Source organism: Pseudomonas sp. R1-15 (genome assembly GCF_051132085.1).
In the GTDB taxonomy this organism is placed as follows: domain Bacteria; phylum Pseudomonadota; class Gammaproteobacteria; order Pseudomonadales; family Pseudomonadaceae; genus Aquipseudomonas.
In genome coordinates this window covers 5,479,296-5,504,310 of sequence record NZ_CP071660.1, presented here as the reverse complement: position 1 = coordinate 5,504,310, position 25,015 = coordinate 5,479,296, and the positions used below count along the sequence as shown (strand labels likewise).

The following is a 25,015-nucleotide window of genomic DNA, read 5'->3' as shown; positions in this document are numbered from 1 at the left end:
GGTGCGCAGCAGCCCTCTAGTGAGCGCTGCGCACTCAAGCGGGAGCAAGCTCCCTCGCCACGGAAAAACAGAGCTTCGAGGTTGACTAAAAATAACAAAACAGTCACAGGTTGACCCTATGCGTCTCAAAAGTTGTTGAGGTACACTCTGGGCCATTGCGAGAACGCTTTCCTACGAACCAATTGTTTAGATCCTGCGAGGTTTGCCATGGCTGACTACAAAGCGCCCCTGCGCGATATGCGCTTCGTCCTCAATGAAGTATTCGAGGTCGCGAAACTCTGGGCTCAACTGCCGGCGTTGGCCGAAACCGTAGACGCTGAAACCGTCGAAGCGATCCTCGAAGAGGCGGGCAAGGTCACCGGTAAAAGCATCGCGCCCCTCAGCCGTGCAGCTGACGAGGAGGGCTGCCACTGGGCTGACGGCGCCGTGACCACCCCGGCGGGTTTCCCTGAAGCCTACAGGACCTTCGCTGAAGGCGGTTGGGTCGGTGTCGGCGGTGATCCAACGTACGGTGGCATGGGCATGCCCAAGGCGGTTTCGGCCCAGGTCGAGGAAATGGTCAACTCCGCCAGCCTGTCCTTCGGTCTGTACCCGATGCTTACCGCAGGAGCCTGCCTGTCGATCAACGCCCACGCCAGTGAGGAATTGAAAGCCGCGTACCTGCCAAACATGTACGCCGGCGTCTGGGCCGGCTCCATGTGCCTGACCGAACCCCATGCCGGCACCGACCTGGGGATTATCCGGACCAAGGCTGAGCCCCAGGCTGACGGCACCTACAAGGTCAGCGGCACGAAGATTTTCATTACCGGTGGCGAACACGACCTCACCGAAAACATCATTCACCTGGTGCTGGCGAAGCTCCCCGACGCACCGGCGGGCCCGAAAGGCATTTCGCTGTTCCTGGTGCCGAAATTCATGGTCAACGCCGACGGCAGCCTGGGCGCACGCAACGCGGCCAACTGCGGTTCGATCGAACACAAGATGGGCATCCAGGCGTCCGCCACCTGCGTGATGAACTTCGACGAAGCAGTGGGTTACCTGGTCGGCGAGCCGAACAAAGGCCTGGCGGCGATGTTCACCATGATGAATTACGAACGCCTGGGCGTCGGAATCCAAGGCTTGGCCTCCGGCGAGCGTTCGTACCAGAACGCTGTCGAGTACGCCCGTGATCGCCTGCAAAGCCGTTCGCCAACCGGCGCGCAGAACAAGGACAAGATCGCCGACCCGATCATCGTCCACCCGGATGTGCGCCGGATGTTGCTGACCATGAAAGCGTCGAACGAAGGTGGCCGGGCGTTCTCCACCTACGTGGCGATGCAACTGGACACCGCCAAGTTCAGCGAAGACCCGACGACTCGCAAGCGCGCCGAAGACTTGGTGGCCTTGCTGACGCCGGTTGCCAAGGCATTCCTGACCGACTTGGGCCTGGAAACCACCATTCACGGCCAGCAGGTTTTCGGCGGCCACGGCTACATTCGAGAATGGGGCCAGGAGCAGCTGGTGCGCGACGTGCGCATCACCCAGATATACGAAGGCACCAACGGCATCCAGGCACTGGACCTGGTGGGGCGCAAGATCGTCGGCAACGGCGGGGCGTTCTACAAACTGTTCGCCGACGAGATTCGTCATTTCACCGATACCGCTGGCAGCGACCTGGCAGAGTTCACCCAGCCGTTGAACGATGCCGTCGGCACGCTGGACGAGCTGACCGAGTGGCTGCTGGACCGGGCGAAAAACAATCCCCATGAAATTGGCGCGGCTTCGGTGGAGTACCTGCAGGCGTTCGGCTACACCGCATATGCCTACATGTGGGCGCTCATGGCCCGGGCGGCCCTGGGCAAGGAAAAGCAGGACGATTTCTACGCGAGCAAACTGGGCACGGCACGTTTCTATTTCGCCCGCCTGTTGCCACGAATCCATTCCTTGAGCGCTTCGGTAAGGGCGGGCAGCGAGTCGCTGTTCCTGCTGGAACCCGGCCAGTTCTGATGGAAGACGTCATGTAGGAAAATGCTTACATGACGTGCTGGCGATTTCCCTCTATCGGCCGATTGGATCCACGGCTAATCTAGCTTCCATGGACGTAGCGCAGGACGCGCAAAGTTACAACACGGACACGTAGGATTCTGCCAGGAAGGCGGAGTGAAATGGATGTCAGGGAAACAGTCTGCAAAGCCCCGCTTCGGCGGGGTTTTCTTTTGCCCGCGTTTTTTGCCTGCGTATCTTCTCCCTGCGGCCCGCCTCTTTGGACGCGCACTGAACCCTGACGAGCGGTCAGCTGTCCATGAGCTATATGGCAATGTGGCCATCGACCATCAGGAGCTGTCCATGGATATCATTCGAATCATCATCGCCATTCTGTTGCCACCGCTGGGTGTGTTCCTGCAAGTCGGGTTCGGCGGGGCTTTCTGGCTGAACATTCTGCTGACGCTGTTGGGTTATATCCCCGGCATCGTGCATGCGGTGTACATCATCGCCAAACGCTGATTCACCCGTCACAACATCCCTGTGGGAGCGAGCCTGCTCGCGAAAGCGGTGTATCAGTCAGCGAGATGTTGACTGAACCATGGTTATCGCGAGCAGGCTCGCTCCCACATTGGTTTGCATTGCTGCTATGCGAGTCCATCCATCACCCTGCGATAGAACAACCACTCATGCTCCAGCGCATGTGCCTGGTTCGCGGCCTTGCGAAAGCCATGGCGCTCATCAGGGTAGTAATGAGCCTCGACCGCAACACCGTTGTCTTCCAGCGCCTTGACCATGTGGCGGGTCTGCTGAGGCACGACCACGGCGTCCAGTTCACCTTGGAAAAAAATCACCGGCGCGCGAATCCTCTCGGCATGCAGTAACGGGGTGCGGGCCCGGTAGCGTTCGGCGTCCAGTTGCGGGTCGCCGATCAGCCAGTCCAGATAGTCACCTTCGAATTTGTGCGTAGCGCGGGCCAGGGCAACGGGATCACTGACGCCGTAGAGGCTGGCGCCAGCGCGGAACACGTCCCGGAACGCCAGGCCGCAGAGGCTGGTATAGCCTCCCGCGCTGCCGCCACGGATGAAGGCGCAGCGGCCATCGACCAAGCCTTGCTCATCCAGGTAAGCAACCACGGCGCAGGCATCCTCGACATCCACCACGCCCCAACTCAAATGCAGCGCTTGCCGATAGGCGCGGCCATAGCCGCTGCTGCCACGGTAGTTGAGGTCGGCAACGGCGAAGCCGCGCTGGGTCCAATACTGGATGCGCGGGTCGAACATCGGGTAGCAAGCCGAAGTGGGCCCGCCGTGGATGAACACCACCAGCGGCGGTTTCGCGTCGGTGTTCATGGCTGGATAAAAAAAACCGTGGGCTTCGCTGGACGCAGAGGGATAGCGCAGAGTCCGGGGGCGGCTGATTTGCTCGGGAGGCAACGGCGCGATGCCTCCGGTCAGCACCAGCGCTTCATGACTGCGCCGCTCGATCGCAATGACCGCCGAGGGGCTGGCTGGCGAGGCGGTAATGGCATAGATGAATTGCTCATCCAGCGCGAGGCTGCGGAAGCGGCTGTAAGTGCCGGTGAAATCTTCGAGCACGCCGCCGCTGCGCAGCCCCAACCGCCCGAAGCCGGCCTCGGTCCAGCTTGCCAGATAAGTGCTTTCATCCACCGGCAACCATGTACACCCGCCCAGTTGCCAAGGCGCCGGGGCGTGATCGGCTTCGGCGGCGTCCATTGGCTTCAGGACGCCGGCCCGTTCACTCCAGGGCTGCCAGTAACCGTCTCGGTCGGTCAGGCAATACAGGCGATTGCGAGCATCGAAGCGAGGTTGCTGGATGGATTCTTCGCCATCATCGCCCGCCACGCAGCATGGCGCTGCCCAGGTTGAATCGTTGCGCTCGGCGAGCATCAGCCGCGTCGCTGTCCATGGCTGGTGGGGGCGACTCCATTCAATCCAGGCGAGACGTTTTCCGTCGGGGCTCAAGATCGGCGCGGCATAGAAGTCCGCGCCTTCGGCCAATACACGGCGTTGGTGATCCGCCAGCCCGATCGATACCAATCGATGCTGATCGGCCTGTTCCTCCACGGCCAGCACGTGCCCTGTGGCGAAGTGCAGATCGCCGTATCGACAATCGCCCGCGGTCAGCGCTACCGGACACTGGTCGCCCAGCGATTGGTGATACAGCTGTTGGTCGCTTTCGTTGACGAACAGTACGCCGTCGTCGCTCAGGCAGAACGACCCGCCGCCGTATTCATACACCCGGCTGCGCACACTGAAACCGTCCGGGGTCAGGCAACGCGCCTTGCCGTCTCGCCAATGCCAGATCCGGCAAGCGCCATCTTCGGGGCGGTATTCGTTCCAGAAAAGACCCTGGGGGCCGAGTTGCAGCTCGGCAAAGTCGACGCCTGCCGCGACGGCCTGGGCGGCGCTGAAAGGTTCAGCCTTTAACGATGAGGCGCGAGTTTCGTTCATTGCGAAAGGCCAGTTGTTCAATGGTTTGCGTGGCATGCTCGGCGTCTTCGCGAGCCTGGAGAATCATCCCGTGGTGCGCGGATTTGCTGCACACCGGATCGGCATTGCTGGCGTCACCGGTGAGCATGAACGCCTGGCAACGACAGCCGCCAAAGTCCTTTTCTTTTTCATCGCACGAGCGGCAGGGCTCGGGCATCCAGTCATAACCCCGGAAACGGTTGAAGCCGAACGAGTCGTACCAGATGTGTTGCATGCTGTGGTCACGCACATTCGGGAACTGCACCGGCATCTGCCGGGCGCCATGGCAAGGCAATGCCGTGCCATCCGGGGTAACGGTCAGGAAGATGCTGCCCCAGCCGTTCATGCAGGCCTTGGGACGCTCTTCGTAGTAATCCGGGGTCACGAAGATCAACTTGCACGGGTTACCTTCGGCCTCGAGCTTGGCCCGGTATTCATTGGTGATGCGCTCGGCACGCACCAGTTGTTCCCGCGTGGGCAGCAGGCCGACGCGGTTGAGGTGTGCCCAGCCATAGAACTGGCACGTGGCAAGTTCGACAAAGTCCGCCTCCAGGGCGATGCACAGCTCGATGATGCGGTCGATCTTGTCGATGTTGTGCCGATGGGTGACGAAGTTCAGCACCATCGGATAACCATGGGCTTTCACCGCTCGGGCCATCTCCAGTTTTTGCGCGAAAGCTTTTTTCGAACCGGCCAGCAGATTGTTCACCTGCTCGTCGCTGGCCTGGAAACTGATCTGGATGTGGTCGAGGCCGGCCTTCTTGAAATCGCTGATTTTCTGTTCGGTCAAGCCGATGCCCGAGGTGATCAGATTGGTGTAGAAGCCTAGCTTGCGCGCCTCGCCGATCAGCTCGGCGAGGTCCTGGCGCACCAACGGCTCGCCACCGGAAAAGCCCAGTTGCGCGGCGCCCATTTCCCGGGCCTCGCGAAAGACCTTGAACCACTGCTCGGTGCTCAGCTCCTTGCCTTGCTCGGCAAAGTCCAGCGGGTTGGAGCAGTACGGGCATTGCAACGGGCAGCGATAGGTCAGCTCGGCCAGCAGCCACAGCGGCAAGCCGACGGCGGGCTTCTCAGGCAAGGGTGATCCAGTGCTGTGCACGGGCGACCTCCATGAATTGCTCGATGTCGTCACCGAGTTCCGGCACGTCCGGGAATTGCTTCTCCAGCTCGCCGATGATCGCCGCGACATCCCGTTCACCATCGATCAGGCCGCCGATCAGCGAAGCGCTGTCGTTGAGCTTGATCATGCCTTCAGGATAAAGCAGCACATGGCCTTTCTGGGCCGGTTCGTATTGGAAGCGATAGCCGGGACGCCAATGAGGGGTTTTGCTGCGGTCGAAGCTCATAAGGTAATCCCTTTATGCCACACCCGTTGATCGGTCACGCTGTGATAGGGCGGGCGTTTTAGTTCGTAAGCCATGCTCATGGCGTCGAGCATGCTCCAGAGAATGTCCAATTTGAACTGGAGAATTTCCAGCATGCGCTGCTGGCCTGCGCGGGTGGTGTAGTGCTGCAAGGTGATCGCGAGACCATGCTCCACATCACGCCGAGCCTGGCCCAGGCGGGTGCGGAAATATTCATAGCCGGCCGGGTCGATCCAGGGGTAGTGCTGCGGCCAGCTGTCCAGGCGCGACTGGTGGATCTGCGGGGCGAACAGTTCGGTCAATGAGCTGCTGGCGGCTTCCTGCCAGGAGGCCCGGCGGGCGAAGTTGACGTAGGCATCCACGGCGAAGCGTACGCCGGGCAGCACCAACTCCTGTGAGCGCAGCTGATCGGGGTCCAGGCCCACTGCCTGGCCCAGTCGCAGCCAGGCTTCGATGCCGCCGTCTTCGCCGGGGGCGCCGTCATGGTCGAGCAGGCGCTGGATCCACTCGCGACGGATTTCCCGGTCCGGGCAGTTGGCCAGGATCGCGGCGTCCTTGAGCGGAATATTCACTTGGTAGTAGAAGCGGTTCGCGACCCAGCCCTGGATCTGCTCGCGCGTGGCACGGCCTTCATACATCGCCACGTGATAGGGATGATGAATGTGGTAGTACGCGCCTTTGGCACGCAGGGCCGCCTCGAACTCGGCGATGGGCAGGGGGGTGTCAGTCATTTCGGTTCTCCGGAGAATAACCGTTGGGTTCCGTGGCGTCGGGGCTGGCCCTATCGCGAGCAAGCTCGCTCCCACACTGGTTTTGCTGCGGATCAGATATCCGATACCACTCAGGCCACTGTGGGAGCGAGCTTGCTCGCGAAGACGGCCTGTCAGCCAATACAAGCATTGGATCGCTCCCGGTTATCAGACCTTCCTACAGTTCAATACTCATCCCGTCATAGGCCACTTCAATCCTGCGTCGCACCAGCTCGGCCCGCTCGGGCGAGTCTTCGTCCAGGATCGGGTTGGTGTTGTTGATATGGATAAGCACCTTGCGCTGTTCGGGCAATTGCTCCAGCACCTCCAGCATGCCGCCAGGGCCATTCTGCGCCAGGTGGCCCATTTCCCGACCGGTGCGAGTGCCGACGCCTCGGCGTTGCATTTCGTCGTCGTCCCACATCGTGCCGTCCACCAGCAGGCAGTCGCTGTCGGCCATGATCTGCAGCAACGGTTCGTCGACCTTGCCCAGGCCCGGCGCATAGAACAGTTTGCCGCCGCTGCGCAGGTCTTCAACGATCAGCCCGATGTTGTCACCCGGATGCGGATCGAAGCGGTGCGGTGAATAGGGCGGCGCGGCGCTGCGCAGCGGCAGCGGGGTGAAGCGCAGGTTCGAGCAGGCCGGGACGGTGAAGCTCTGGTCCAGCTCGATGCGGTTCCAGCTCAGGCCGCCGTTCCAGTGGGTCAACATGTTGAACAGCGGGAAACCGGTGCTCAGGTCTTCATGGACCATGTCGGTGCACCAGACCTGATGCGGGCAGCCTTCGCGCAGGCTGAGCAAGCCGGTGGTGTGATCGATCTGGCTGTCCATCAGGATGATCGCGCCGATGCCAGTGTCCCGTAGCGCCCGGCCAGGCTGCATCGGGGCGAAACCCTGGAGTTGCGCGCGGATGTCCGGCGAGGCGTTGCACAGGACCCAGCTCACGCCATCATCGGAAATTGCAATGGACGACTGGGTGCGCGCCTGCGCTCGGAGACTGCCGTCGCGAAAACCCGCGCAATTGGCGCAGTTGCAGTTCCACTGGGGAAAGCCCCCGCCGGCGGCGGAACCTAGAATCTGGACGAACATGCTCGCTCCATCTGCAAACCGAAATAAAAACGCCCCGGATGGCCGAGGCGTTGTGTCGCGTACTAACTGCCTGCAATCATCAACGGCTGGCGAAGTACATGGTGACTTCGAAGCCGATACGCAGGTCGATATATGCGGGTTTGGACCAGGACATGGAAATACTCCTTTGGTTGGGGTGGATCGGTTTAAAGCTATACATATAGTCCACCTCCGTCCGGAGATGTTCAGATGCTCAGGTGACTATGTTACTAAATCTGACAATTTGGTTCGCTGCGATTCTCTGAGAAAGCTCATTGCAGCGCCTGTAATGATCATTCGGCCGCTCGCCAAGGGGTGCCCGGGCTCGGCGCGTTGCTGAGGCAATAACGTCCTCCCTGCGCATCGATCAAGCGGCGGGCGGCATTCACCAGGTCTATGCGCTGCATGCCCAGGATGGCATCGGCCAGTCGCTCGGGGAAGTCCGCCGGGTGGCTGGCCAGTTTTCCTTGCCAGAGCAGCTCGGCCGCCTGGGCGCAGGGCAACGCCGCGATTTGCATCTGGCTGGCCAGGGCTTGTTGTTGGCTGGCCAGGGTTGCATCGTCGGTTTTCTCGACCACTGCGGGGAGCTCGGTCAGGAACTGCTCCATATGGCTGACCAACTGTGCGGCCGACGTCTCGGGCGATTGCGCACCCAGCAACAAGCCGGTCCACCCATCGATTTGTTTCAAACCACTGAACACCGCATAACCTAACTGCAGCTCGACTCTCAAGCGCTGGTAATACGGGGTCTGGCACAAATGAGCCAGCAATCGCCAGGCAGCTTCGTCGGGCCAGTCCAACGTGGGCGAGGGGCAAAACAGCAACACGGCGTGTTCGTCGCCATGGGTCTCGAGGGTGCGCCAGATCCGCCCTGGTGAAGGCGTCACTGCTGGCGCCGTCGCCTCGCGGGCCACGCCAGGAATTCGGGCCAACAACGGGCCCACAGCCGCTTGGTAAGCAGCCGACAGACCGATGGCCAGGCCGTCCCAGCGGGCGCTTGCCCAGACGTCTTGTTCGCTGTCGGGCGGTGGCAGCTCTGCATGCCGCAGGTTTTGCTGATAATAATCCGGCAATTCCCGCAGCAAATGTCGAATCGGCATCAGGGGCGTTTCGTTCCTGGCCTGAACGGGTGGCAGCGGCTCCTCCAGCTTCGTCAGCAGGTGCTCAAGCACCAACGGCATAGGTGCTTGCAAACCGACCAGCTTCAACAGCCATCGATCACTACAGGCCTCGAAAGTGATGTCCACGCCTGCCTGCCGGGCGTCCTCGCGCACATCCGCCAGGTGCCGATCGAGTCTGGGTTGAAAATCGAGCGGTACCCGGGTCTCCAGTTGCCAGCGCACGTACACCGCACTTTCCCGGGAGTCCGGCAATGCCTGGCTGAACTGCATGGGCGAGCGTTCCCGCCGGCCCCGGCTGCGGTCTTGTGCGAAAGTGCGCAGACCACGGTGGGCGCTGGTCTGGCCGCGTATCAAACCGGCGCGGGGCGGCTCGCTTGGCGCTTGCAGGAACGGGTTGGGCGAGGGCAGTTGCCATTGTTCGGCGACCTGATTCGCAGGGTGCAATTGTTTGAGGATTTCTCGAACCCGCATCAAGTCGTTTTCCGCTAGAGCCCCGGCACATCCATCGCCGTCCCAACGCGCCAGTTGCAGGGCGGTTGCCGTTTCCTGACGGCGCTGCAGTAGCGCGTTGAATTCCTGGCGCAAGGGAGCCCAGTCGTCATGGGCGGCAAAGAACCCCAGCCAATCGCGCAGCAACGGCTCGATAGCCGACGGTACCTGGCCGCTGTCGAGCTTGAGCTCGATGTGCAGCAGTGCCTGACCGGCAAATTCATACAGCGGCGAAGCCTTGAGGCTGTCGGCGAGACCTCGTTGGCGCAACGTCGCAAGCAAGCCGCCCGGTTTGCTGGAGTTCAGCCAGTGACACAGGAAGGCCAATGCTTGAGGCGAGGCGCCAGGCAAGTGTTCGAGGGCGAAGAGCAAGTCGAGGCAGCCTTCCCGGACCTGTTGATAAGCGATGCCTGGCGACGTCATTAGCCTCGGCGGCGATTGCCTGGTCACCGCTTTTCCGATGGGCATGCTTGTAGCGAATTGATCGGCCAGCGCCTTCATTGTTTCGAGGCTTTGCGGGCCGGCGAGGCTCAAGGTCATCTGACCGCTCTGGTAGAAACGCTGATGGAAACCGCGCAGCGCCGTTTGAAATTCAGGCTGTGATACGCCGAGGCTGTCGCGATTGCCGGCGTGAAAACCTCGCAGCGGATGAGCCGCCGATAATCCGTCATACAGGGCAACCTGGCGCTGGGCGGCGGCGTCCCGGGACCAGGCGATGAATTCGGCGTGCAGCACTTCCCGCTCGCGTAACTGGTCGGCTTCATCCAGTCGGGGATGAGCGAGCATGTCTGCCAGGCGCTCCAACCCGTCGGCCAGGGCGGCAGGCGGCAGCTCGATGAAAAAGTCCGTGGTGCGCTCGCTGGTACGCGCGTTGACTTGCCCACCGTGATCCCGCACGTAGGCCATCAGGTTCTGCCCGCTGGGAAAACGTTCTGTCCCGAGGAAGAAAAGATGTTCGAGAAAATGCGCGAGGCCCGGCCAGGCCTCGGGCGCATCATGGCTGCCGGCCGCCACCCGCAATACCGCAGCGCTGCGCTTGAGGTCGGGTGCATGGCGCAACGTCACTTGCAGGCCGTTGGCCAGGGTTTCGGTATGGGGGCGGAGGGAATCGGGGGCCGGCATGAGCGCTTCCAGGACAAGGATGTGCTCATGCTAGCGGATTAGCCCGGATCAGTGTTTATGCAAGTCGCCGTATAGCGCCGGGCGACGGTCGTGCAGGTAGTTGTAGGCCGCGCGTGAGTCATTCATCAACTGTCGATCCAGTTCGCCGACGATCAACGCCTCGTCCAGCCCCGCCAGGGCCGGGCGGCTGCCGTCCGGCGCGGCGATGCTGCTCTGGCCGCAATAGCGCAATTCACCTTCGTGGCCACAGTAGTTGGCGTAGGCCACGAAACACTGGTTTTCAATGGCTCGTGCCCGCACGGTGACGTCGGCGATGAACTCGTAGGGCTGCATGTTGGCGGTCGGCACCAGGATCAGCTCGGCACCGGCCAACGCCAGCCGCCGGGCGTTTTCCGGGAACTCCAGGTCATAGCAGATCAGGAAACCGAGTTTCCAGCCGTTGAGCTCGACAATGGGCAGCGTCGCATCCCCGGCGCTGAACATCGTATGGTCGAGGTCGCCGAACAGGTGGCTCTTGCGATAGTTGGCGAGGCGTTCGCCTTGGGCATCGATCAGTTGCACGGCGTTGTAGATCTGTCCGTCTTCGCTGCGTTCGGGGTAGCCATAAAGAATCGCCAGGCCGGCCGCCTTGGCGATGCGGCCAATCTGCTGGGCCCATTCGCCGTTGTAGACCTCGGCCAGTACATTCACCGCATCGACGCCGATGTTATAGCCGGTCAGGAACATCTCCGGCAGCACCAATATGTCAGCGCCTCGGGCCTCCAGCGCGACTTGGTGCAGGCGCTGCAGGTTGCCGGCCGGATCCATTGGCAGCGGTGGACATTGGTAGAGGGCTACGCGCATCGACAACTCCTTTTATTCGGGCAGGGCGATCGGACCGATTTCGTCGAACACATCCCCTGGACCCGGGTTTTCGGCATGGGTTTTACCGCCGAAGTGTTTCATGATTCCCCACACGGCATTGAGCGAGGTCTGCACCGCGCCTTCAACCCAGGCGGGTGTCCATGAGACGTCGTCGCCGGCGATAAAGATCCCTTTTTGTTCGGCCGGCATGTCGTCCTGCATGAAATGCGCGTACATGCGCTGGTTGTAACGATAGTGGCCGGGTAGCGCGCCCTTGAAGGCGCCGAGGAAATACGGGTCGGCTTCCCAGGACACGGTGATCGGTTCGCCAATGATCCGCGCGGCGATGTCCACCTTCGGGTAGATTTTTTTCAGGGCATCCAGGGCCAGCTTGACGCGTTTTTCCACCGGGTACGGGAGCATTTTCAGTGCATCGCTCATCCAGGAATACGACAGGCAAATGACCCCCGGCTTGTTGTCGCCGTTGTCGAACAGGTAGGTGCCTCGGGTCAGGCGATCGGTGAGGGTCATGCTCATCAGGTCGCGGCCGGTTTCCGGGTCCTTGTCCTTCCAGAACGGCCGGTCGACCATCACGAAGGTCTTCGACGATTGCATGTAGCGGGTGCGATCCAGGGCCATCCACATTTTTTGCGAGAACAGCGCTTCTTCACACTCGATCTGGGTGGTCAGCAGCCAGGTCTGGCAGGTGACCAGCACGGCGGCGTATTCGCGCGTGTCGCCCCAGACGTCGGTCACGCTGAATCGGCCGTCGTCGGCGCGAGCGATACGCTTCACCCCGCTGCGTGGCGCGCCCAGGTGCAACGAATTCAGGCTGGTGCCCTCCGGCCAATGCACACAACGCTCCGGCACATGTCTCCAGATTCCCTGCGGTACCTGTTCCACGCCGCCGACCACCAAATGCTGATGGTCGTCGCAATTGGTCATCACCACGCGAAAGATTTCCAGCATCGAGTTGGGGAAGTCCGAGTCCCAGCCGCCCGTGCCGAAGCCGACCTGGCCGAACACTTCGCGATGCTGGAAAGACAGCTTGGCGAACGCCTTGGAGGTGGCGACGAAATCGTAGAACGTGCGGTCATCCCACAGCGGTACCAGGGTGTTCCACAGCTCTTTGAGACGCGGCACGTCGCGCTCGCGGATCGCTTGCTGGATCTCGCTGAAACGCGAGCCATCCTCCAGGGCATCGGCCCAGGCGTCGGCGACTTCCTGGAACAGCGCAGGGAGGTCGGCCATTTTTTCGGCGTAGTAAGTCTGCCCTTCCAGGTCGATGACGGTGCTGCCCGAGGCCGAGGTCAGTGGGTTGGGGAACGGTTTGGTCTCCAGGCCCAGTTTGTCGACGTAGTGGTAGAACGCCGTGGACGACACCGGAAAACGCATGCCACCGAGTTCGGCAACGATGCCTTCGGCGCCGTTGAACGCTTGGGAGCGCAGACGTCCGCCCATCTTCGACGCCTCGTAGACCACCGGTTTGAGGCCCAGCTTCATCAATTCGTAAGCGGCTACGAGACCGGCGATCCCCGCGCCGACGATCGCCACTTCAGCCCCGTGGTTTTGCTCGGGAATGACCCCCAGGCCGGCCGGGTGCTCGATCCAGTCGTCAAAGGCGAAAGGAAAGTCCGGCCCGAAAATGGTGATGGGCTTCTTACCGTCTGCTGGGTGGCGATTGTGCTTGTTCATGGCTGACCTTGATGGGCGACTCGACGCGGCGTTCGCGTCTGAGTATAGAAAAGATGCCAGCCATTCTAGAGAGGGTGAAACACGTTAATAAGACGCAATGTGTCGTCGTTTTGCGTGGTTACAAGTCATTTTGTAATCTGGTCGAGTCGTAATGACGAAGTATGATCCTGTGGGAGCGAGCCTGCTCGCGAAGCGGTTGTCAGAAAGAACGACCCCAACTGGCCCACCGCATTCGCGAGCAGGCTCGCTCCCACAGAGGTGCAAGGCTTCAGACCGGCTGGCCCCGATCGATCTTGCTGCTGAGAATGATCGACGTAGTCGTTTTCTCCACCCCGTCCACGCTGCCGATCTGGTCGAGCAACTGATCCAGCTGCTCCGGCGAATCGGTGCGCAGCCACGCCACGTAATCAAATTCGCCGCTGACTGCGCACAACTGCTGGACCTGGGCCATGGCACTCAAGCGTCGCAGTACCTCTTTACCGGAGCGTGGCTGCACCTTGATGCCGACATAGGCCTGTAGACCGCCATCGACCACCCGCTGGCCAAGACGCACGCCGTAGCCGGTGATCACCTTGGCTTTCTCCAGCCGAGCCAGGCGCGAGGTCACGGTGGTGCGGGCAATCCCCAGTTGCCGGGCGAGCATGGCGACGCTTTCCCGCGCGTTGATTTGCAGGGCCGCGATCAACTGGCGGTCGATTTCGTCGAGGACGGGAGGGCGGATCTCAGTCAAGGTTGGCTCCGGCGCGGGCATCAATGGCGGGCATGTTACAGGTTCCCTCGCTCGAAATAGCCAGTGGCAGGTAAAGCCAGCGCCCGCCAGGCGGCTGCCAGGTGCGCCTGGGAAGACCTGAGCCAGACACCTTCCTGGCAGATCAGTTGCTCAGTGGGCAACTGCAGCAGAGCGTCCAGTGAGAACGACTGCACCGAACCCTGGTCTTCGTCGGCTTCGGTCTCCCAGTCGCGCTGGAAGCTTCGCAGGCGTAGTTGCTCTTCTTCGAAGCTTTCAAATAGCGGCCGATTGCCCAGCCATTGCGGATGTATACGCAGCGTACGCGCCTCAACATCAAGGAGCAGCAGTTGCCAACCGCGGTAACTTCCACACAGTTCCGTGACATCGGTCGCCATGCAGGTCAGGGCCAGGTAGCGGCTGTCCGCCGACCAGATCATCGAGGGCGCCAGATCAATCAACGCGCAGCCTGAGACGGTCAGCAAATGCCCGCCGAGACGGGGCGTACCGGTACGCACCCAGCTGTCGGCGTATTCCGTCTCACTGCCGAACAGCCAGGCGGCATCCTGATCATTCGGCGCGGGCTGGATGAAATCTCCCTCGGCAGTGGCCGCTTGCGGGCCATCCACCAGACGCCAAGGCGGGACGGCTTTGAGCTGCGAGTCTGTCGGCTGCAACTGCACAGTGTTGTAGAACAGCCGGGATTGCTCGTTGGGACGGAAGAACGACGCGTCGCCGCCAACCTCTGGCGCGGCGATGTTGAAACGTTGCAACGGGCTGCTTTCCCTGTCTTGATCAAGACGGCCCTGGATCACTGCCAGATTCAATCGACCATCGCGGAAATCCAGTATCCGTTCCACCCACATGGGCGGCCCTTCCAGCAGACGTTGCTCCTGCACATCCGCCACCAGCGCATGGCTGGTGACTGTCGTTGAGTTTTCAAAGGGCAGCAGCGCCAGATAGCGTCCACAATCGGAAACCCGATGGTCCAGCAGCCAAGCCCCCGGCAACGACCAGTCGCCGATCCGGCAGCGATAGCCACCCAGGCCTTGGCGATTGTCACCGAGCCAGGTCAGGACAGCGCGCACATCGCCTTGCAATGGTTGCGTCTCGATGCACGAGTCGCCTCGCCGCCCCGTGCTGTCCAGCGGCAGCATGATCGCCATGCGGGTCAGCTTGAACTCACCGACCTGCACGCGTCCTTGAGCGTCATGACCGGTTTGGGTCTCGGTATCGCCGTGGATACTCTCCAGGCGGTAGCCATAACGGCCGGCGCCTGGTCGCGGATAATCGAGATACGAGCCGATACGGACATGGCTCGCATCAAGACTCAATAATTCGTGCCAATAAAAGGACGGCTCCGCGTCGCTCTTCACCCACGGCGAGGGCAGGGCTCGCCAGCCATGATCCACTTGCCACAACCAGTACTGATTGCCATCCGCATCGTTGGCCTGCTCCCGGGCAAGACAGACCAGGGCGCGGTTATCGCCGCTCCAGACCAATGGCGCATCGGCTGCCATGACCAGGCCCGATGGTTGACCATTGAGGCTGATGGCGTAGCGCGGCGCATACAGTGGCTCCAATGGCTGGGCCAGATCGCGAAAGGTCTTGGGCAACAAGATGTCGCCCTGCAGGATTTGCTCCCCATCAATGGAAGTCCGTTCGAAGCTGCGCGCAACATTGTCAGGATTCCAGCCAGGCTCCAGCCAAAGGTCCGCAAACGGGATCAGGTCGGATACTTTGGCGGCCTGCAACAGTTCATCCAGTCGGACCTGACGAACGCCGTTGTCGACCAAGGGGCTATGGCGGCCGCTCAGTTGATCCAGGTCCAGGGCATCCAGCTCCCAGAACTCGCTTTCGGCACAGCGGTACAGCTTGCGTTGCTCCCGGTCGAGAACGACCAGTCCCCATTCCTGGCGTGAAGGTACCGGCGCGGCGAAATAGCGACCGTCGCTGGAGAACACCGCCGAGGAGCCAAGGCCTTGCAAGAGCACGCCATCAGGAAACAGATAATCGCAATGAACGGGGCCGCCCATGGCGATTTCACTGTGGTTGAACACCCGGATCGGCTCGCCCTCGGGCGTCAGCAGCGGTGCGTTTGTGCCCCAGGCACTCGGTCCTTGGCCCGCAGAGGAGACCGGCGCCAACCCAAGGCGGCGCTCCCACTTGCTCACGCAGGCGAGACCGCCAACGATGGCGACGATCGCCACCAGAATTCCCCACCACTCAGGCAATGCCCGTCCCAGACTGAAACCCAGGCCAAACACCGCGCCGACAGTCAGCCGGGCAATACCCCGGCCCGCCGCCAAAAAGCCCAACCGCGCGGCAAGACCCATCAGCAAACCGAGCAACACCACCGCCAGCAAGGCCAGCGGCGGCGGCAGTATGGTGATGAAAAAGGCTGGCACCACCAGGATGCCGAGTTGCCAGAAGAGTTCGAGGAACAGGCGGGGAAGGCTGGGGCTGGCGATGATGGGCGTCTCGGCGGGGTATTGGAAATCTGATTGTAAGTGAGCGGACGTTAAAAAAGACAAAGTCCGGCGCTGAGCCGTTTACGAGAACCTTGGTAGTACGCTGCTGATCGGCCCGGAAACACAAAAGCCGCGCAATGCGCGGCTTTCAATTTGGTGGGCCCACACGGACTCGAACCGTGGACCAAAGGATTATGAGTCCTCTGCTCTAACCAACTGAGCTATAGGCCCTCAGTAGGCGGCGGATTATAGCGACGGTTTCTCGGCTGTGCTATCCGAAAAATCCGATACGGTCACATGCAGAAACGTCGCGGCAAATTCTTCGGCGCACAGGGGCAGGCTGACGATGTAGCCCTGGATCTGTTCGCAGCCTTCCTCGGCGAGAAATTGCTGTTGGGCGAGGGTTTCGACGCCCTCGGCGATGATGCTGAATTGCATGCTCCGGCCCAGGGCGATGATTGCCCGCACGATGGCCACATCGTGGGGGTCATCGGGCAGGCCGCGGACGAAAGACTGGTCGATTTTCAGGATGTCCAGCGGCAGGCGCTTGAGGTAGCTCAGCGAGGAATAGCCGGTGCCGAAGTCGTCGATGGCCAGTTGCACGCCGAGTTTTTTCAGTTGATACAGTACCGTCAGGGCCTCTTCGGCCTGGCTCATGATGAAGTTTTCGGTAATCTCCAGTTGCAACAAACCAGGCTCAAGGTGGTTTTCCCGCAGCAATTGTTCGATCCGATTCAGTAGGTTGGGCTGACGCAGTTGGGCGCCGGCCAGGTTGACTGACAATGGCCCGAGGCTTTCGTGACAGCTGTTCCATGCGTGCAGTTGCCGGCAGGCGTTTTCCAGTACCCAATCGCCGATTTGCAGGATCATGCCGTTTTCTTCGGCCAGGGGGATGAAATGCTCCGGTGGTACGTCGCCAAAGGTCGGATGGGTCCAGCGAATCAACGCCTCGGCGCCCACCAGCCGGTTGTCGATGAGGCTGATTTTCGGCTGGAACGACAACGACAGTTCGTTGCGTTCGATCGCCCGACGCAGCTCGTGTTCCAGTGCCACGCGCTCGCTGGCCTGGGCCGTGAGGTCGCGAGTGTAGCTCTCCACCCGGTTGCGGCCCTTGGCCTTGGAGCGGTACATCGCCGCGTCGGCGTTTTTGACCAGCGTGGCGACATCGCAGCCATCCTGCGGATAGAGGCTGGTGCCGATGCTGGCGCTGATGAAAAACTCATGCTCGCCGGCCTGGAACGGCGCGCAGAAACAGTTCAACAGCTTCTGCGCAATGTGCTCGGCATCGCTGGGCTGCTGCAGGCCGGGCAGCAGAATGATGAATTCGTCACCGCCCAGGCGCGCCACGGTGTCGATATCACGCAGTTGCTCGCGCAGGCGCACGGCAATGCCCTTGAGCAGCAGATCGCCGACCGGGTGCCCGAGGCTGTCGTTGATGTGTTTGAAACGATCCAGGTCCAGGAACAACACCGCGCCTTGGCCGCCATTTTCTTGCTGACTATTGAGCGCCGAGAGCAAACGGCTTTCGAACAGGGTGCGATTCGGCAGGCCCGTGAGCGGGTCGTGATGCGCCTGGTAGTCGAGTCGGGCCTGGGCGTGCTTGAGGCTTGAAATGTCGGCAAAGACCGCGACGAAATGGGTGGTCTGTTGTTCCTGGTTGCGCACGGCGCTGATGGTCAGCCAGCTGGGATACAGCTCGCCATTTTTGCGTCGATTGGAGATCTCACCCTGCCAGTGGCCCTCCGCCGTCAACTGATGCCACATCGCGGCATAAAACGCGCTGTCGTGCAGCCCGGAAGCAAGCAGCCGAGGCGTATGGCCCAGGGCTTCGGTTTCGCTATAGCCGGTGATTTCGGTAAAGGCTCGGTTCACGGCGCTGATGTGCTGTTGCGTATCGGTGATCAGTACGCCTTCGGCGGTGCTTTCGAATACGGTGGCGGCCTGCTGCAGTTTCTCCTGCATGAAGTGGCGTTCGGTGATGTCCCGGGCGATAGTCAGCATGCAGTCCTCGTTGCCGATGGGCAGCGGACGGCTGGACACCTCGCAGAGCCGTATCTGCCCGTCTTTACGGCGGATATGGCAGCTGAAATCCTTTACGAAACCGTCCCGCTGCAGCAGGTCGAGCATCTGCTTGCGCTCGTTGAGATTGACCCAGATTCCCAGGTCCAGGGTCGAACGATCAACCGACAGGGCGCTGTTGAAACCGGTAATGCGGCTGAAACCGTCGTTGACTTCAATCAACAAACCATCGCTCTGCCTGGATAGCAGCAAGCCGTCGGGCGAGGCATGAAAAGCCTTGGCGAACTTTTCCTCGGAGGTCTGCAATTGTTGCTGGGTCTCCTTGAGCTGGCTGATGTCCCGCACCACCACGACCAGCGCGGGCGTGGTGTCCAGATCAAAGGGTTCGGCAGATATCAGCCCGGTGAACACTTCGCCGTTGCTGCGTTGGAAAGGCATTTCCAGATTGCGAATGCTCCCGGCCTGCAACCGCTGGAGCAGGCTCGGGCCGACGCCCTGTATGCCCCAGATATCCAGGTCGGTAGCGCTTTTGCCGACCACCTCTGCGGCGCTGAGGCCGATCTGCTCTTCGAAGGCTTTGTTGACCTCCAGCAGGCAACCGTCCAGCAGGCGGGCAATCACCAGGATGTCCGGGCACTGGCGAAACACCGAGCCGAACTTCTGTTCGGAAAGGCGCAGCGCTTCCTCAGTGTGCTTGGCTTCACTGATGTCGATCATCAGTCCGCGCATCAACGGTTCATGGCCATGCTTGATCAGGCTGACGATGTCCCGCACCCACAGGCAGCGACCGTCGGCGGTGATCACCCGGTAATCGATGCAATGGTCGCGGCCGGCAAGGACTTCGTGATCACAATATGTCTGCGCGCGGATCAGGTCCGCCGGGTGAATGATGTTGCGCCAGAATCCGGGGATGAGCCAATGGGCGAGGGGGTAGCCGAGCAATTCTTCGGCGTGAGGCGATACATAGCTGTAGGTAAAGTCGCTGACCCTGGCCTCCCAGGCAATCGCCGAAAGGCTCTCTACCAGACCGCGATAATGGTATTCGCTGCTGCGCAACTCCTGTTCCAGGTCGACGCGTCGGGCTATTTCCGAACTCAGGCGACGGTTGATGCGAATCACCACCGCCAGGATGGCGATCAACAGCAGCAGCCCGGGCAGGCCGTAAAGCAGCAGGTCTGACCAGAGCTGGCGATGGTCCCGCACGTTGCCAACCCATTTTTCCTGGATTTCGCTGATCTCCATCGGCGTCATGTCCGCCAGGACCTTGTCGAGGATGCCCACCAATATCTTGTTTTCCCGTGGGACGGCCATCGCCAACTGGTAGCGGTAGGGCGTTTCTCCGCTGACGTAGAGCCCGTCAAGCTTGAGCTGGCGCAAGCTCCACACGCTGGAAGCAAGATCGCCCACCACCGCATCGACTTCATCGGTCGCCAAGGCCTGCAGCGCCGAACTGACGTTGGGCAGCGCGACCAGGTTCAGGTCGGGGTGGTGGTTGCGCAGCAGTTCGTGGGGGGCATAGTTCTCCACCACGGCGATTTTCAGCCCGTAAAGGTCTTCGAGCTTATGGGGTCGGGGCCCGCCTTTATGGGCCAGGATGACAATCGGAAAATCGAGGTAGGGGCGGGTGAACGACAGGTAGTTCTGGCGTTCGGGGGTGGACATGATGCCCGGTAGAAGGTCGATCTTGCCCTGCACGACCTGTTCCAGCACCTCCGTCCAACTGACGGGTTCGATGGGGGTGAGCGTGACGGCCAGTTTCTCGCGGATGATGTCGACATAGTCGGCGGCCAGGCCTTGGTAGCGGCCGTTGTCGTCGCGAAATTCGAACGGCGGCCATGACGCATCGACACCCAGGCGCAGGTCGGGGTGGTCCTTGAGCCAGCGGCGTTCTTCCTCCGTGAGCGTCAACGCGCCGGCCGTTGCGGTCCAGGTCATCAGTGACAGCAAAAGCACGGCCGTCAGTCTGGGCATCACGGTCTCGTCATGGCTGGGAAAGGATGAATCGAGTGTAGACGGACAACAGGGCGGGGGAGCAAGAAGGAAGAGTTATCTGCACATAACAAAACCCCCGGCAGGGCCGGGGGTTTGAAGGTCACTCGTCGAGGAACGAACGCAGATGCTCGCTTCGCGTCGGGTGGCGCAGTTTGCGCAACGCCTTGGCTTCGATCTGACGAATCCGCTCACGAGTCACATCGAACTGTTTACCGACTTCCTCGAGGGTGTGGTCGGTGTTCATGTCGATGCCGAAGCGCATCCGCAGTACCTTGGCTTCACGGGCAGTGAGGCCGGAAAGGACTTCGCGAGTCGCTTCCTTGAGGCTCTCAACGGTGGCGACATCAATCGGCGACTGCATGGTGGAGTCTTCGATGAAGTCACCCAGATGAGAGTCTTCGTCATCACCGATCGGGGTTTCCATGGAGATCGGCTCTTTGGCGATCTTTAATACCTTGCGAATCTTGTCCTCAGGCATTTCCATGCGTTCGCCCAGCTCTTCCGGCGTCGGTTCGCGACCCATTTCCTGCAACATCTGCCGGGAAATACGGTTGAGCTTGTTGATCGTCTCGATCATGTGCACCGGGATACGGATGGTGCGGGCCTGGTCGGCGATCGAGCGAGTGATCGCCTGACGAATCCACCAGGTGGCATAAGTCGAGAACTTGTAGCCGCGACGGTATTCGAACTTGTCCACCGCCTTCATCAGGCCGATGTTGCCTTCCTGGATCAGGTCGAGGAATTGCAGGCCACGGTTGGTGTACTTCTTGGCAATCGAGATCACCAGACGCAAGTTCGCTTCGACCATCTCTTTCTTCGCGCGACGGGCCTTGGCCTCGCCTATCGACATGCGACGGTTGATGTCCTTGATTTCAGCGATGCTCAGGCCAGTCTCGGCCTCCAGCGCGCTCAGCTTTTGCTGGCAACGAATGATGTCCGGTTGCAGACGAGCAATCGCTTCGGCGTATTTGCTCTTGCCTTTGGCCAGTGCATCGGTCCAGCTTTCGTCGACTTCATGGCCAGGGAACTGGCGCAGGAAATCTGCACGCGGCATGCGGGCGTCACGCACGCACAGTTGCATGATCGCGCGCTCTTGCTGACGCAGACGATCCAGGGCACTGCGAACACGCTCGACCAGGCCTTCGAACTGCTTGGGCACCAGCTTGATCGGCATGAACAGCTCAGCCAGCGCCAACAGTTCGGCAATTGCCTGCTTGTTGTTGCGACCATGCTTTTTCAGCGCCTTGCGGGTGATCTCCATCTGGTCGGCCACGGCGCCAAAACGCTGGGCGGCGATGACCGGGTCCGGACCGCTTTCGGCTTCTTCTTCGTCGTCGCTGGCTTCGGCGTCGTCATCGTCGGTCTCATCGTCGGCCTTGACGGCTTTCGGGTCGACCAGCGGCGGCACCTCGGCGGCAGGCGGCGCGATGCCGTCGTCCGGGTCGATGTAACCGCTCAGGACGTCAGACAGGCGCCCACCTTCGGTGGTGACGCGGGTGTATTCGGAGAGAATATGGTCGACCGTGCCAGGGAAGTGCGCAATTGCGCCCATCACTTCACGGATGCCTTCTTCAATACGCTTGGCGATTTCAATTTCGCCTTCACGCGTGAGGAGCTCTACCGTACCCATCTCACGCATGTACATGCGCACGGGGTCGGTGGTGCGACCAATGTCGGTCTCGACCGCTGCCAACGCTGCGGCCGCTTCTTCAGCGGCCGCCTCGTCGGTATCGGCGTCGGCCAGCATAAGGGCATCCTTATCTGGAGCAACCTCGAATACGTTGATCCCCATGTCGTTGATCATGCGGATGATGTCTTCCACCTGTTCCGGATCTGAAATATCCTCCGGCAGGTGGTCGTTGACCTCCGCGTAAGTCAGGTAGCCCTGCTCACGACCCAATAGGATCAACTCTTTGATACGAGACTGCTGTTGCGCTTTTCCGGACATAACACCCTATCCACTGAAGGTCTTGGCGGGCAAAAAACAAGCCGAGGATTATACCTGAGCTGTGACCTCACGCGCCAGTTGAGGTCGGGTTTGATGCGCAAACATTGCGGCTGAGTAAGTCACGCAATTGGTTTTTCTCTTCGCTGGTCAACTCGCTCTGGCGAGCTTTGCGCAGAAGTTGTTCCAGGTTTCGCTCGCGTTGGCGGGCGGACAAGCTAGTAATGGTGTCGAAAAACTGTTGTTCAAGGTTATCTCCCTCTATCAGCCATTCCTTCTCGGCCAATGCCTTCAAAAGGCGCCCCTGCTCGGTGCCGTGCCACCGCGCGATCAACTGGAATGAGTTTAGCTTGGGGTTCTTCTGCACAGCTTCAAGGAGCGCGACCAGCAATTGTGTATTGCTGTGGTCCTCGGCGGCGAAGTGCCCGGCATCCTCTACCTTTTCAGCCAATTGCGGGTGGTGCAGCAGGGTGCGCAGGGCAGCCAGTGTTGGTGGTTCGACGGCGGCCGGCACGCGCGGGGCACGTGGTTGGTCGCGATCGCCGCGCTTGCCGTTCTTGTCCCAGGGTTTCTTGTCCCATTTCTTGCCGCCGGCACCGGGTTTCTTCGGTGTCCATTCCTGCTGCGGCGCGTAGTCCTGCTGGGTTTGATGATAGTCGGCGAAGTCCGGTATCGCGTCGTAGTCGATGCCCGGGTCATAAGCCGGCGGTGCCTCCTGGGGGGCACTGTGGGCCAGCTGGCTGACCGCTTCGCTGTTCAGCCCGGTAATTTCCGTCAGGCGTTGACGCATCAAGGTCCGCAGGTTGGCGCCGGGCACCTTGTCGATCAGCGGTGCCGCGAGCGTGGCCATATGGGCCTTGCCTTCGAGGGAGCGTGGATCGGCTTCTTCGGTCAATTGCTGGAAAAAGTAGTCGGCCAGCGGCTGTGCGTGCTGGTTGATCCGCGCACGGAACGCATCGGTGCCCTCGGAGCGCACCAGGGTGTCCGGGTCCTCGCCCTCGGGCAGGAACAGAAAACGTGCGCGCCGCCCGTCCTGCAGGCAGGGCAGCGTCGCTTCAAGCGCGCGCCAGGCGGCGTTGCGTCCGGCCTGGTCGCCGTCGAAGCAGAACAGCACGCTCGGCACGACGCGAAACAGGCGCTTCATGTGTTCTTCGCTGGTGGCCGTGCCCAGGGTCGCAACGGCGTTGCGCAAGCCTTGCTGGGCCAGGGCGATGACGTCCATGTAGCCTTCGACAACGATGATTTCATCGAGGTTGCGATTGTTCTTGCGCGCCTCGTACAGGCCGTAGAGTTCCTGACCCTTATGGAAAACCGGGGTCTCCGGGGAGTTCAGGTACTTGGGCTTGTCGTCCCCCAGCACCCGGCCGCCAAAGGCGATGATCCGCCCGCGGGTATCGCGGATCGGGAACATCACCCGGTCACGGAAGCGGTCGTAGCGCTTGCCCGTCTCGGCGTTCTCGATCAGCAGGCCGGCGTCGATCATGGCGCGTTGCTGCAGCGTATCGCTGCTCAGATGTTTGTACAGGTTGTCCCAGCCCGGCGGGGCGAAGCCGAGGCCGAAGTCGCGAGCAATCTCACCGGTCAGGCCGCGGCCCTTGAGATAATCCACCGCCGCCTTGCGGGCCGGATGGCTTTTAAGTGCCTGGCGATAAAAGTCGGCTGCTGCCGTGAGTAGCGGGTACAGCGGCGAATCGGTGGGTTGGCGAGGCTTGTGTTGTCGTCCGCTCTCCTCGCGAGGAATTTCCATGCCGGCGGCTTTGGCCAGTTCCTCGACGGCCTGGGGGAAATCCAGGTTGTCGTGGTCCATGATGAAGCCGAGGGCATTGCCGCCAGCGCCGCAGCCGAAGCAATAGTAGAACTGCTTGTCGGGGCTGACGCTGAAGGAGGGGGTTTTTTCTTTGTGAAACGGGCAGCAGGCTGTGTAGTTCTTGCCCGCTTTCTTCATTTGCAGGCGAGAGCTGACCACGTCGACGATGTCGGTGCGGTTCAGGAGGTCGTCAATAAAGCTCTGGGGAATTAGCCCGGCCATGGCGTTCTCATCATCACTGCGCGAAATAGGAGCCCAAAATCAGCTGCGGAGTCGGTTCCTGGTCCTGAGGCACGGAAAATGGTGGCTCGACCGAGTCGTCTGCATCATTGCTGTCGGGAAGTGTATCTGCCGATTATCCACTGACGTTAATGGCTATCAGTATTCGACTGTACGAAATGTGTTGCGCTGAGTCCGGTAACGGCCGGTCAGGCCTCGGATAGCTCATGAAGCGGGCACGCAGCGGTGCCTTGGGCTGATCGTCGTTAGAGGAATCAGGGTGTGCTCGTCAGTAGCCTTGGAAGGCTCGTCAGAAGAGACGTGCACCGCTGGCAAAAGAGCCAGGTCTGACGCGATAAAGCAGATCGTCTTGGTCGCGTCTGCGACTTTGACGGTGAAGCATCAAGCGTTGTTCCGCAAATGCCATAAGCCCGGCTTGGAGGCCGGGCTTGGCAAGAAGCTTGCGACGGACGTCTGTGTATTAGTACAGACGTACGGCGCGGCGCTGTTCGCGCTGAACTTTCTTGGCGTGACGCTTAACAGCGGCTGCTGCTTTGCGCTTACGCTCGGAAGTCGGCTTCTCGTAGAATTCGCGGCTACGAACTTCAGCCAGAACACCGGCTTTTTCGCAGGAGCGCTTGAAACGACGCAGAGCTACGTCGAAGGGTTCGTTCTCTTTTACTTTGACGGCTGGCATCCAGAGCTACCTTCATTCATTACCGGGGTCAACATCCTCGCGGCAAAAGAGCACTTGAAGACGTCGGTTTTTAAGGGTTGCGGATGTTAACCCCTCAACGCTCGGAATGCAAAGCCTCTGATCGAAAACCGCTGGTCGGGGCACAACGCGACGACTATTATGCGCGCCTTCGAATTCAGCCTCTACAAGGCGC

The 25,015-nt window shown here is 60.9% G+C and carries 17 protein-coding genes and 1 tRNA gene; 2 read left to right on the top strand and 16 right to left on the bottom strand.

Annotation, left to right across the window (positions count from 1 at the left end; all coding sequences use genetic code 11):
- Window positions 1–207: 207 nt before the first annotated feature.
- A complete protein-coding gene (locus J3P97_RS24925) occupies window positions 208–1,986 on the top strand; it encodes an acyl-CoA dehydrogenase C-terminal domain-containing protein (protein ID WP_434672967.1) in 1,779 nt (592 codons plus the stop codon).
- 339 nt (window positions 1,987–2,325) lie between these two features.
- On the top strand, window positions 2,326–2,484 hold the full coding sequence (locus tag J3P97_RS24920; protein ID WP_038436734.1) for a YqaE/Pmp3 family membrane protein: 159 nt from the start codon (window positions 2,326–2,328) through the stop codon (window positions 2,482–2,484).
- Window positions 2,485–2,609: 125 nt separating this feature from the next.
- On the opposite strand, the gene J3P97_RS24915 is transcribed toward J3P97_RS24920, so the two are convergent.
- The 16 genes from J3P97_RS24915 to rpsU form a co-directional block, all read right to left on the bottom strand.
- A complete protein-coding gene (locus J3P97_RS24915) occupies window positions 2,610–4,436 on the bottom strand; it encodes an alpha/beta hydrolase family protein (RefSeq protein WP_434672966.1) in 1,827 nt (608 codons plus the stop codon).
- Window positions 4,402–5,532, bottom strand: a complete 1,131-nt coding sequence (pqqE, locus tag J3P97_RS24910; RefSeq protein WP_434672965.1) for a pyrroloquinoline quinone biosynthesis protein PqqE — start codon at window positions 5,530–5,532, stop codon at window positions 4,402–4,404. The genes J3P97_RS24915 and pqqE overlap by 35 nt, the downstream gene beginning before the upstream one ends.
- Window positions 5,525–5,800, bottom strand: coding sequence for a pyrroloquinoline quinone biosynthesis peptide chaperone PqqD (pqqD, locus tag J3P97_RS24905; RefSeq protein ID WP_434672964.1), 276 nt, complete (start codon window positions 5,798–5,800; stop codon window positions 5,525–5,527). The genes pqqE and pqqD overlap by 8 nt, the downstream gene beginning before the upstream one ends.
- Window positions 5,797–6,549: a pyrroloquinoline-quinone synthase PqqC gene (gene pqqC, locus J3P97_RS24900; RefSeq protein WP_434672963.1), complete on the bottom strand. Its 753-nt coding sequence runs from the start codon at window positions 6,547–6,549 to the stop codon at window positions 5,797–5,799. The genes pqqD and pqqC overlap by 4 nt, the downstream gene beginning before the upstream one ends.
- Window positions 6,550–6,745: 196 nt before the next feature.
- Window positions 6,746–7,657, bottom strand: coding sequence for a pyrroloquinoline quinone biosynthesis protein PqqB (gene pqqB / locus J3P97_RS24895; RefSeq protein WP_434672962.1), 912 nt, complete (start codon window positions 7,655–7,657; stop codon window positions 6,746–6,748).
- 79 nt (window positions 7,658–7,736) lie between these two features.
- A complete protein-coding gene (gene pqqA / locus J3P97_RS24890; protein WP_003177660.1) occupies window positions 7,737–7,811 on the bottom strand; it encodes a pyrroloquinoline quinone precursor peptide PqqA in 75 nt (24 codons plus the stop codon).
- A 157-nt stretch (window positions 7,812–7,968) separates the two neighbouring features.
- Window positions 7,969–10,407: a pyrroloquinoline quinone biosynthesis protein PqqF gene (pqqF, locus tag J3P97_RS24885; protein WP_434672961.1), complete on the bottom strand. Its 2,439-nt coding sequence runs from the start codon at window positions 10,405–10,407 to the stop codon at window positions 7,969–7,971.
- 48 nt (window positions 10,408–10,455) lie between these two features.
- On the bottom strand, window positions 10,456–11,250 hold the full coding sequence (locus J3P97_RS24880; RefSeq protein WP_434672960.1) for a carbon-nitrogen hydrolase family protein: 795 nt from the start codon (window positions 11,248–11,250) through the stop codon (window positions 10,456–10,458).
- Window positions 11,251–11,262: 12 nt separating this feature from the next.
- Window positions 11,263–12,945, bottom strand: a complete 1,683-nt coding sequence (locus tag J3P97_RS24875) for a flavin monoamine oxidase family protein (protein WP_434672959.1) — start codon at window positions 12,943–12,945, stop codon at window positions 11,263–11,265.
- 268 nt (window positions 12,946–13,213) lie between these two features.
- Window positions 13,214–13,675 carry an Lrp/AsnC family transcriptional regulator gene (locus J3P97_RS24870; RefSeq protein WP_434672958.1) on the bottom strand — a complete coding sequence of 154 codons (462 nt, stop codon included), beginning with the start codon at window positions 13,673–13,675 and terminating at the stop codon, window positions 13,214–13,216.
- Window positions 13,676–13,710: 35 nt separating this feature from the next.
- Window positions 13,711–16,206, bottom strand: coding sequence for a hypothetical protein (locus tag J3P97_RS24865; protein ID WP_434672957.1), 2,496 nt, complete (start codon window positions 16,204–16,206; stop codon window positions 13,711–13,713).
- 91 nt (window positions 16,207–16,297) lie between these two features.
- Window positions 16,298–16,374, bottom strand: a tRNA-Ile gene (locus J3P97_RS24860).
- A 15-nt stretch (window positions 16,375–16,389) separates the two neighbouring features.
- The gene (locus J3P97_RS24855; RefSeq protein WP_434672956.1) at window positions 16,390–20,133 is read right to left on the bottom strand and encodes a bifunctional diguanylate cyclase/phosphodiesterase; all 3,744 of its coding nucleotides are present in this window, start codon (window positions 20,131–20,133) and stop codon (window positions 16,390–16,392) included.
- A gap of 121 nt (window positions 20,134–20,254) precedes the next feature.
- A complete protein-coding gene (gene rpoD / locus J3P97_RS24850; protein WP_305498382.1) occupies window positions 20,255–22,102 on the bottom strand; it encodes an RNA polymerase sigma factor RpoD in 1,848 nt (615 codons plus the stop codon).
- A 67-nt stretch (window positions 22,103–22,169) separates the two neighbouring features.
- The gene (dnaG, locus tag J3P97_RS24845; protein ID WP_434602018.1) at window positions 22,170–24,128 is read right to left on the bottom strand and encodes a DNA primase; all 1,959 of its coding nucleotides are present in this window, start codon (window positions 24,126–24,128) and stop codon (window positions 22,170–22,172) included.
- 478 nt (window positions 24,129–24,606) lie between these two features.
- Window positions 24,607–24,822 carry a 30S ribosomal protein S21 gene (gene rpsU, locus J3P97_RS24840; protein ID WP_002551877.1) on the bottom strand — a complete coding sequence of 72 codons (216 nt, stop codon included), beginning with the start codon at window positions 24,820–24,822 and terminating at the stop codon, window positions 24,607–24,609.
- Window positions 24,823–25,015: the final 193 nt, after the last annotated feature.

Bases quoted from the DNA above. Each gene is read 5' to 3' on its own strand.
- J3P97_RS24925 (WP_434672967.1), top strand. From the start codon at position 208: ATGGCTGACTACAAAGCGCCCCTGCGCGATATGCGCTTCGTCCTCAAT.
- J3P97_RS24920 (WP_038436734.1), top strand. From the start codon at position 2,326: ATGGATATCATTCGAATCATCATCGCCATTCTGTTGCCACCGCTGGGT.
- J3P97_RS24915 (WP_434672966.1), bottom strand. From the start codon at position 4,436: ATGAACGAAACTCGCGCCTCATCGTTAAAGGCTGAACCTTTCAGCGCC.
- pqqD (WP_434672964.1), bottom strand. From the start codon at position 5,800: ATGAGCTTCGACCGCAGCAAAACCCCTCATTGGCGTCCCGGCTATCGC.
- pqqC (WP_434672963.1), bottom strand. From the start codon at position 6,549: ATGACTGACACCCCCCTGCCCATCGCCGAGTTCGAGGCGGCCCTGCGT.
- pqqB (WP_434672962.1), bottom strand. From the start codon at position 7,657: ATGTTCGTCCAGATTCTAGGTTCCGCCGCCGGCGGGGGCTTTCCCCAG.
- pqqF (WP_434672961.1), bottom strand. From the start codon at position 10,407: ATGCCGGCCCCCGATTCCCTCCGCCCCCATACCGAAACCCTGGCCAAC.
- J3P97_RS24880 (WP_434672960.1), bottom strand. From the start codon at position 11,250: ATGCGCGTAGCCCTCTACCAATGTCCACCGCTGCCAATGGATCCGGCC.
- J3P97_RS24875 (WP_434672959.1), bottom strand. From the start codon at position 12,945: ATGAACAAGCACAATCGCCACCCAGCAGACGGTAAGAAGCCCATCACC.
- J3P97_RS24855 (WP_434672956.1), bottom strand. From the start codon at position 20,133: ATGCCCAGACTGACGGCCGTGCTTTTGCTGTCACTGATGACCTGGACC.
- rpoD (WP_305498382.1), bottom strand. From the start codon at position 22,102: ATGTCCGGAAAAGCGCAACAGCAGTCTCGTATCAAAGAGTTGATCCTA.
- dnaG (WP_434602018.1), bottom strand. From the start codon at position 24,128: ATGGCCGGGCTAATTCCCCAGAGCTTTATTGACGACCTCCTGAACCGC.
- rpsU (WP_002551877.1), bottom strand. From the start codon at position 24,822: ATGCCAGCCGTCAAAGTAAAAGAGAACGAACCCTTCGACGTAGCTCTG.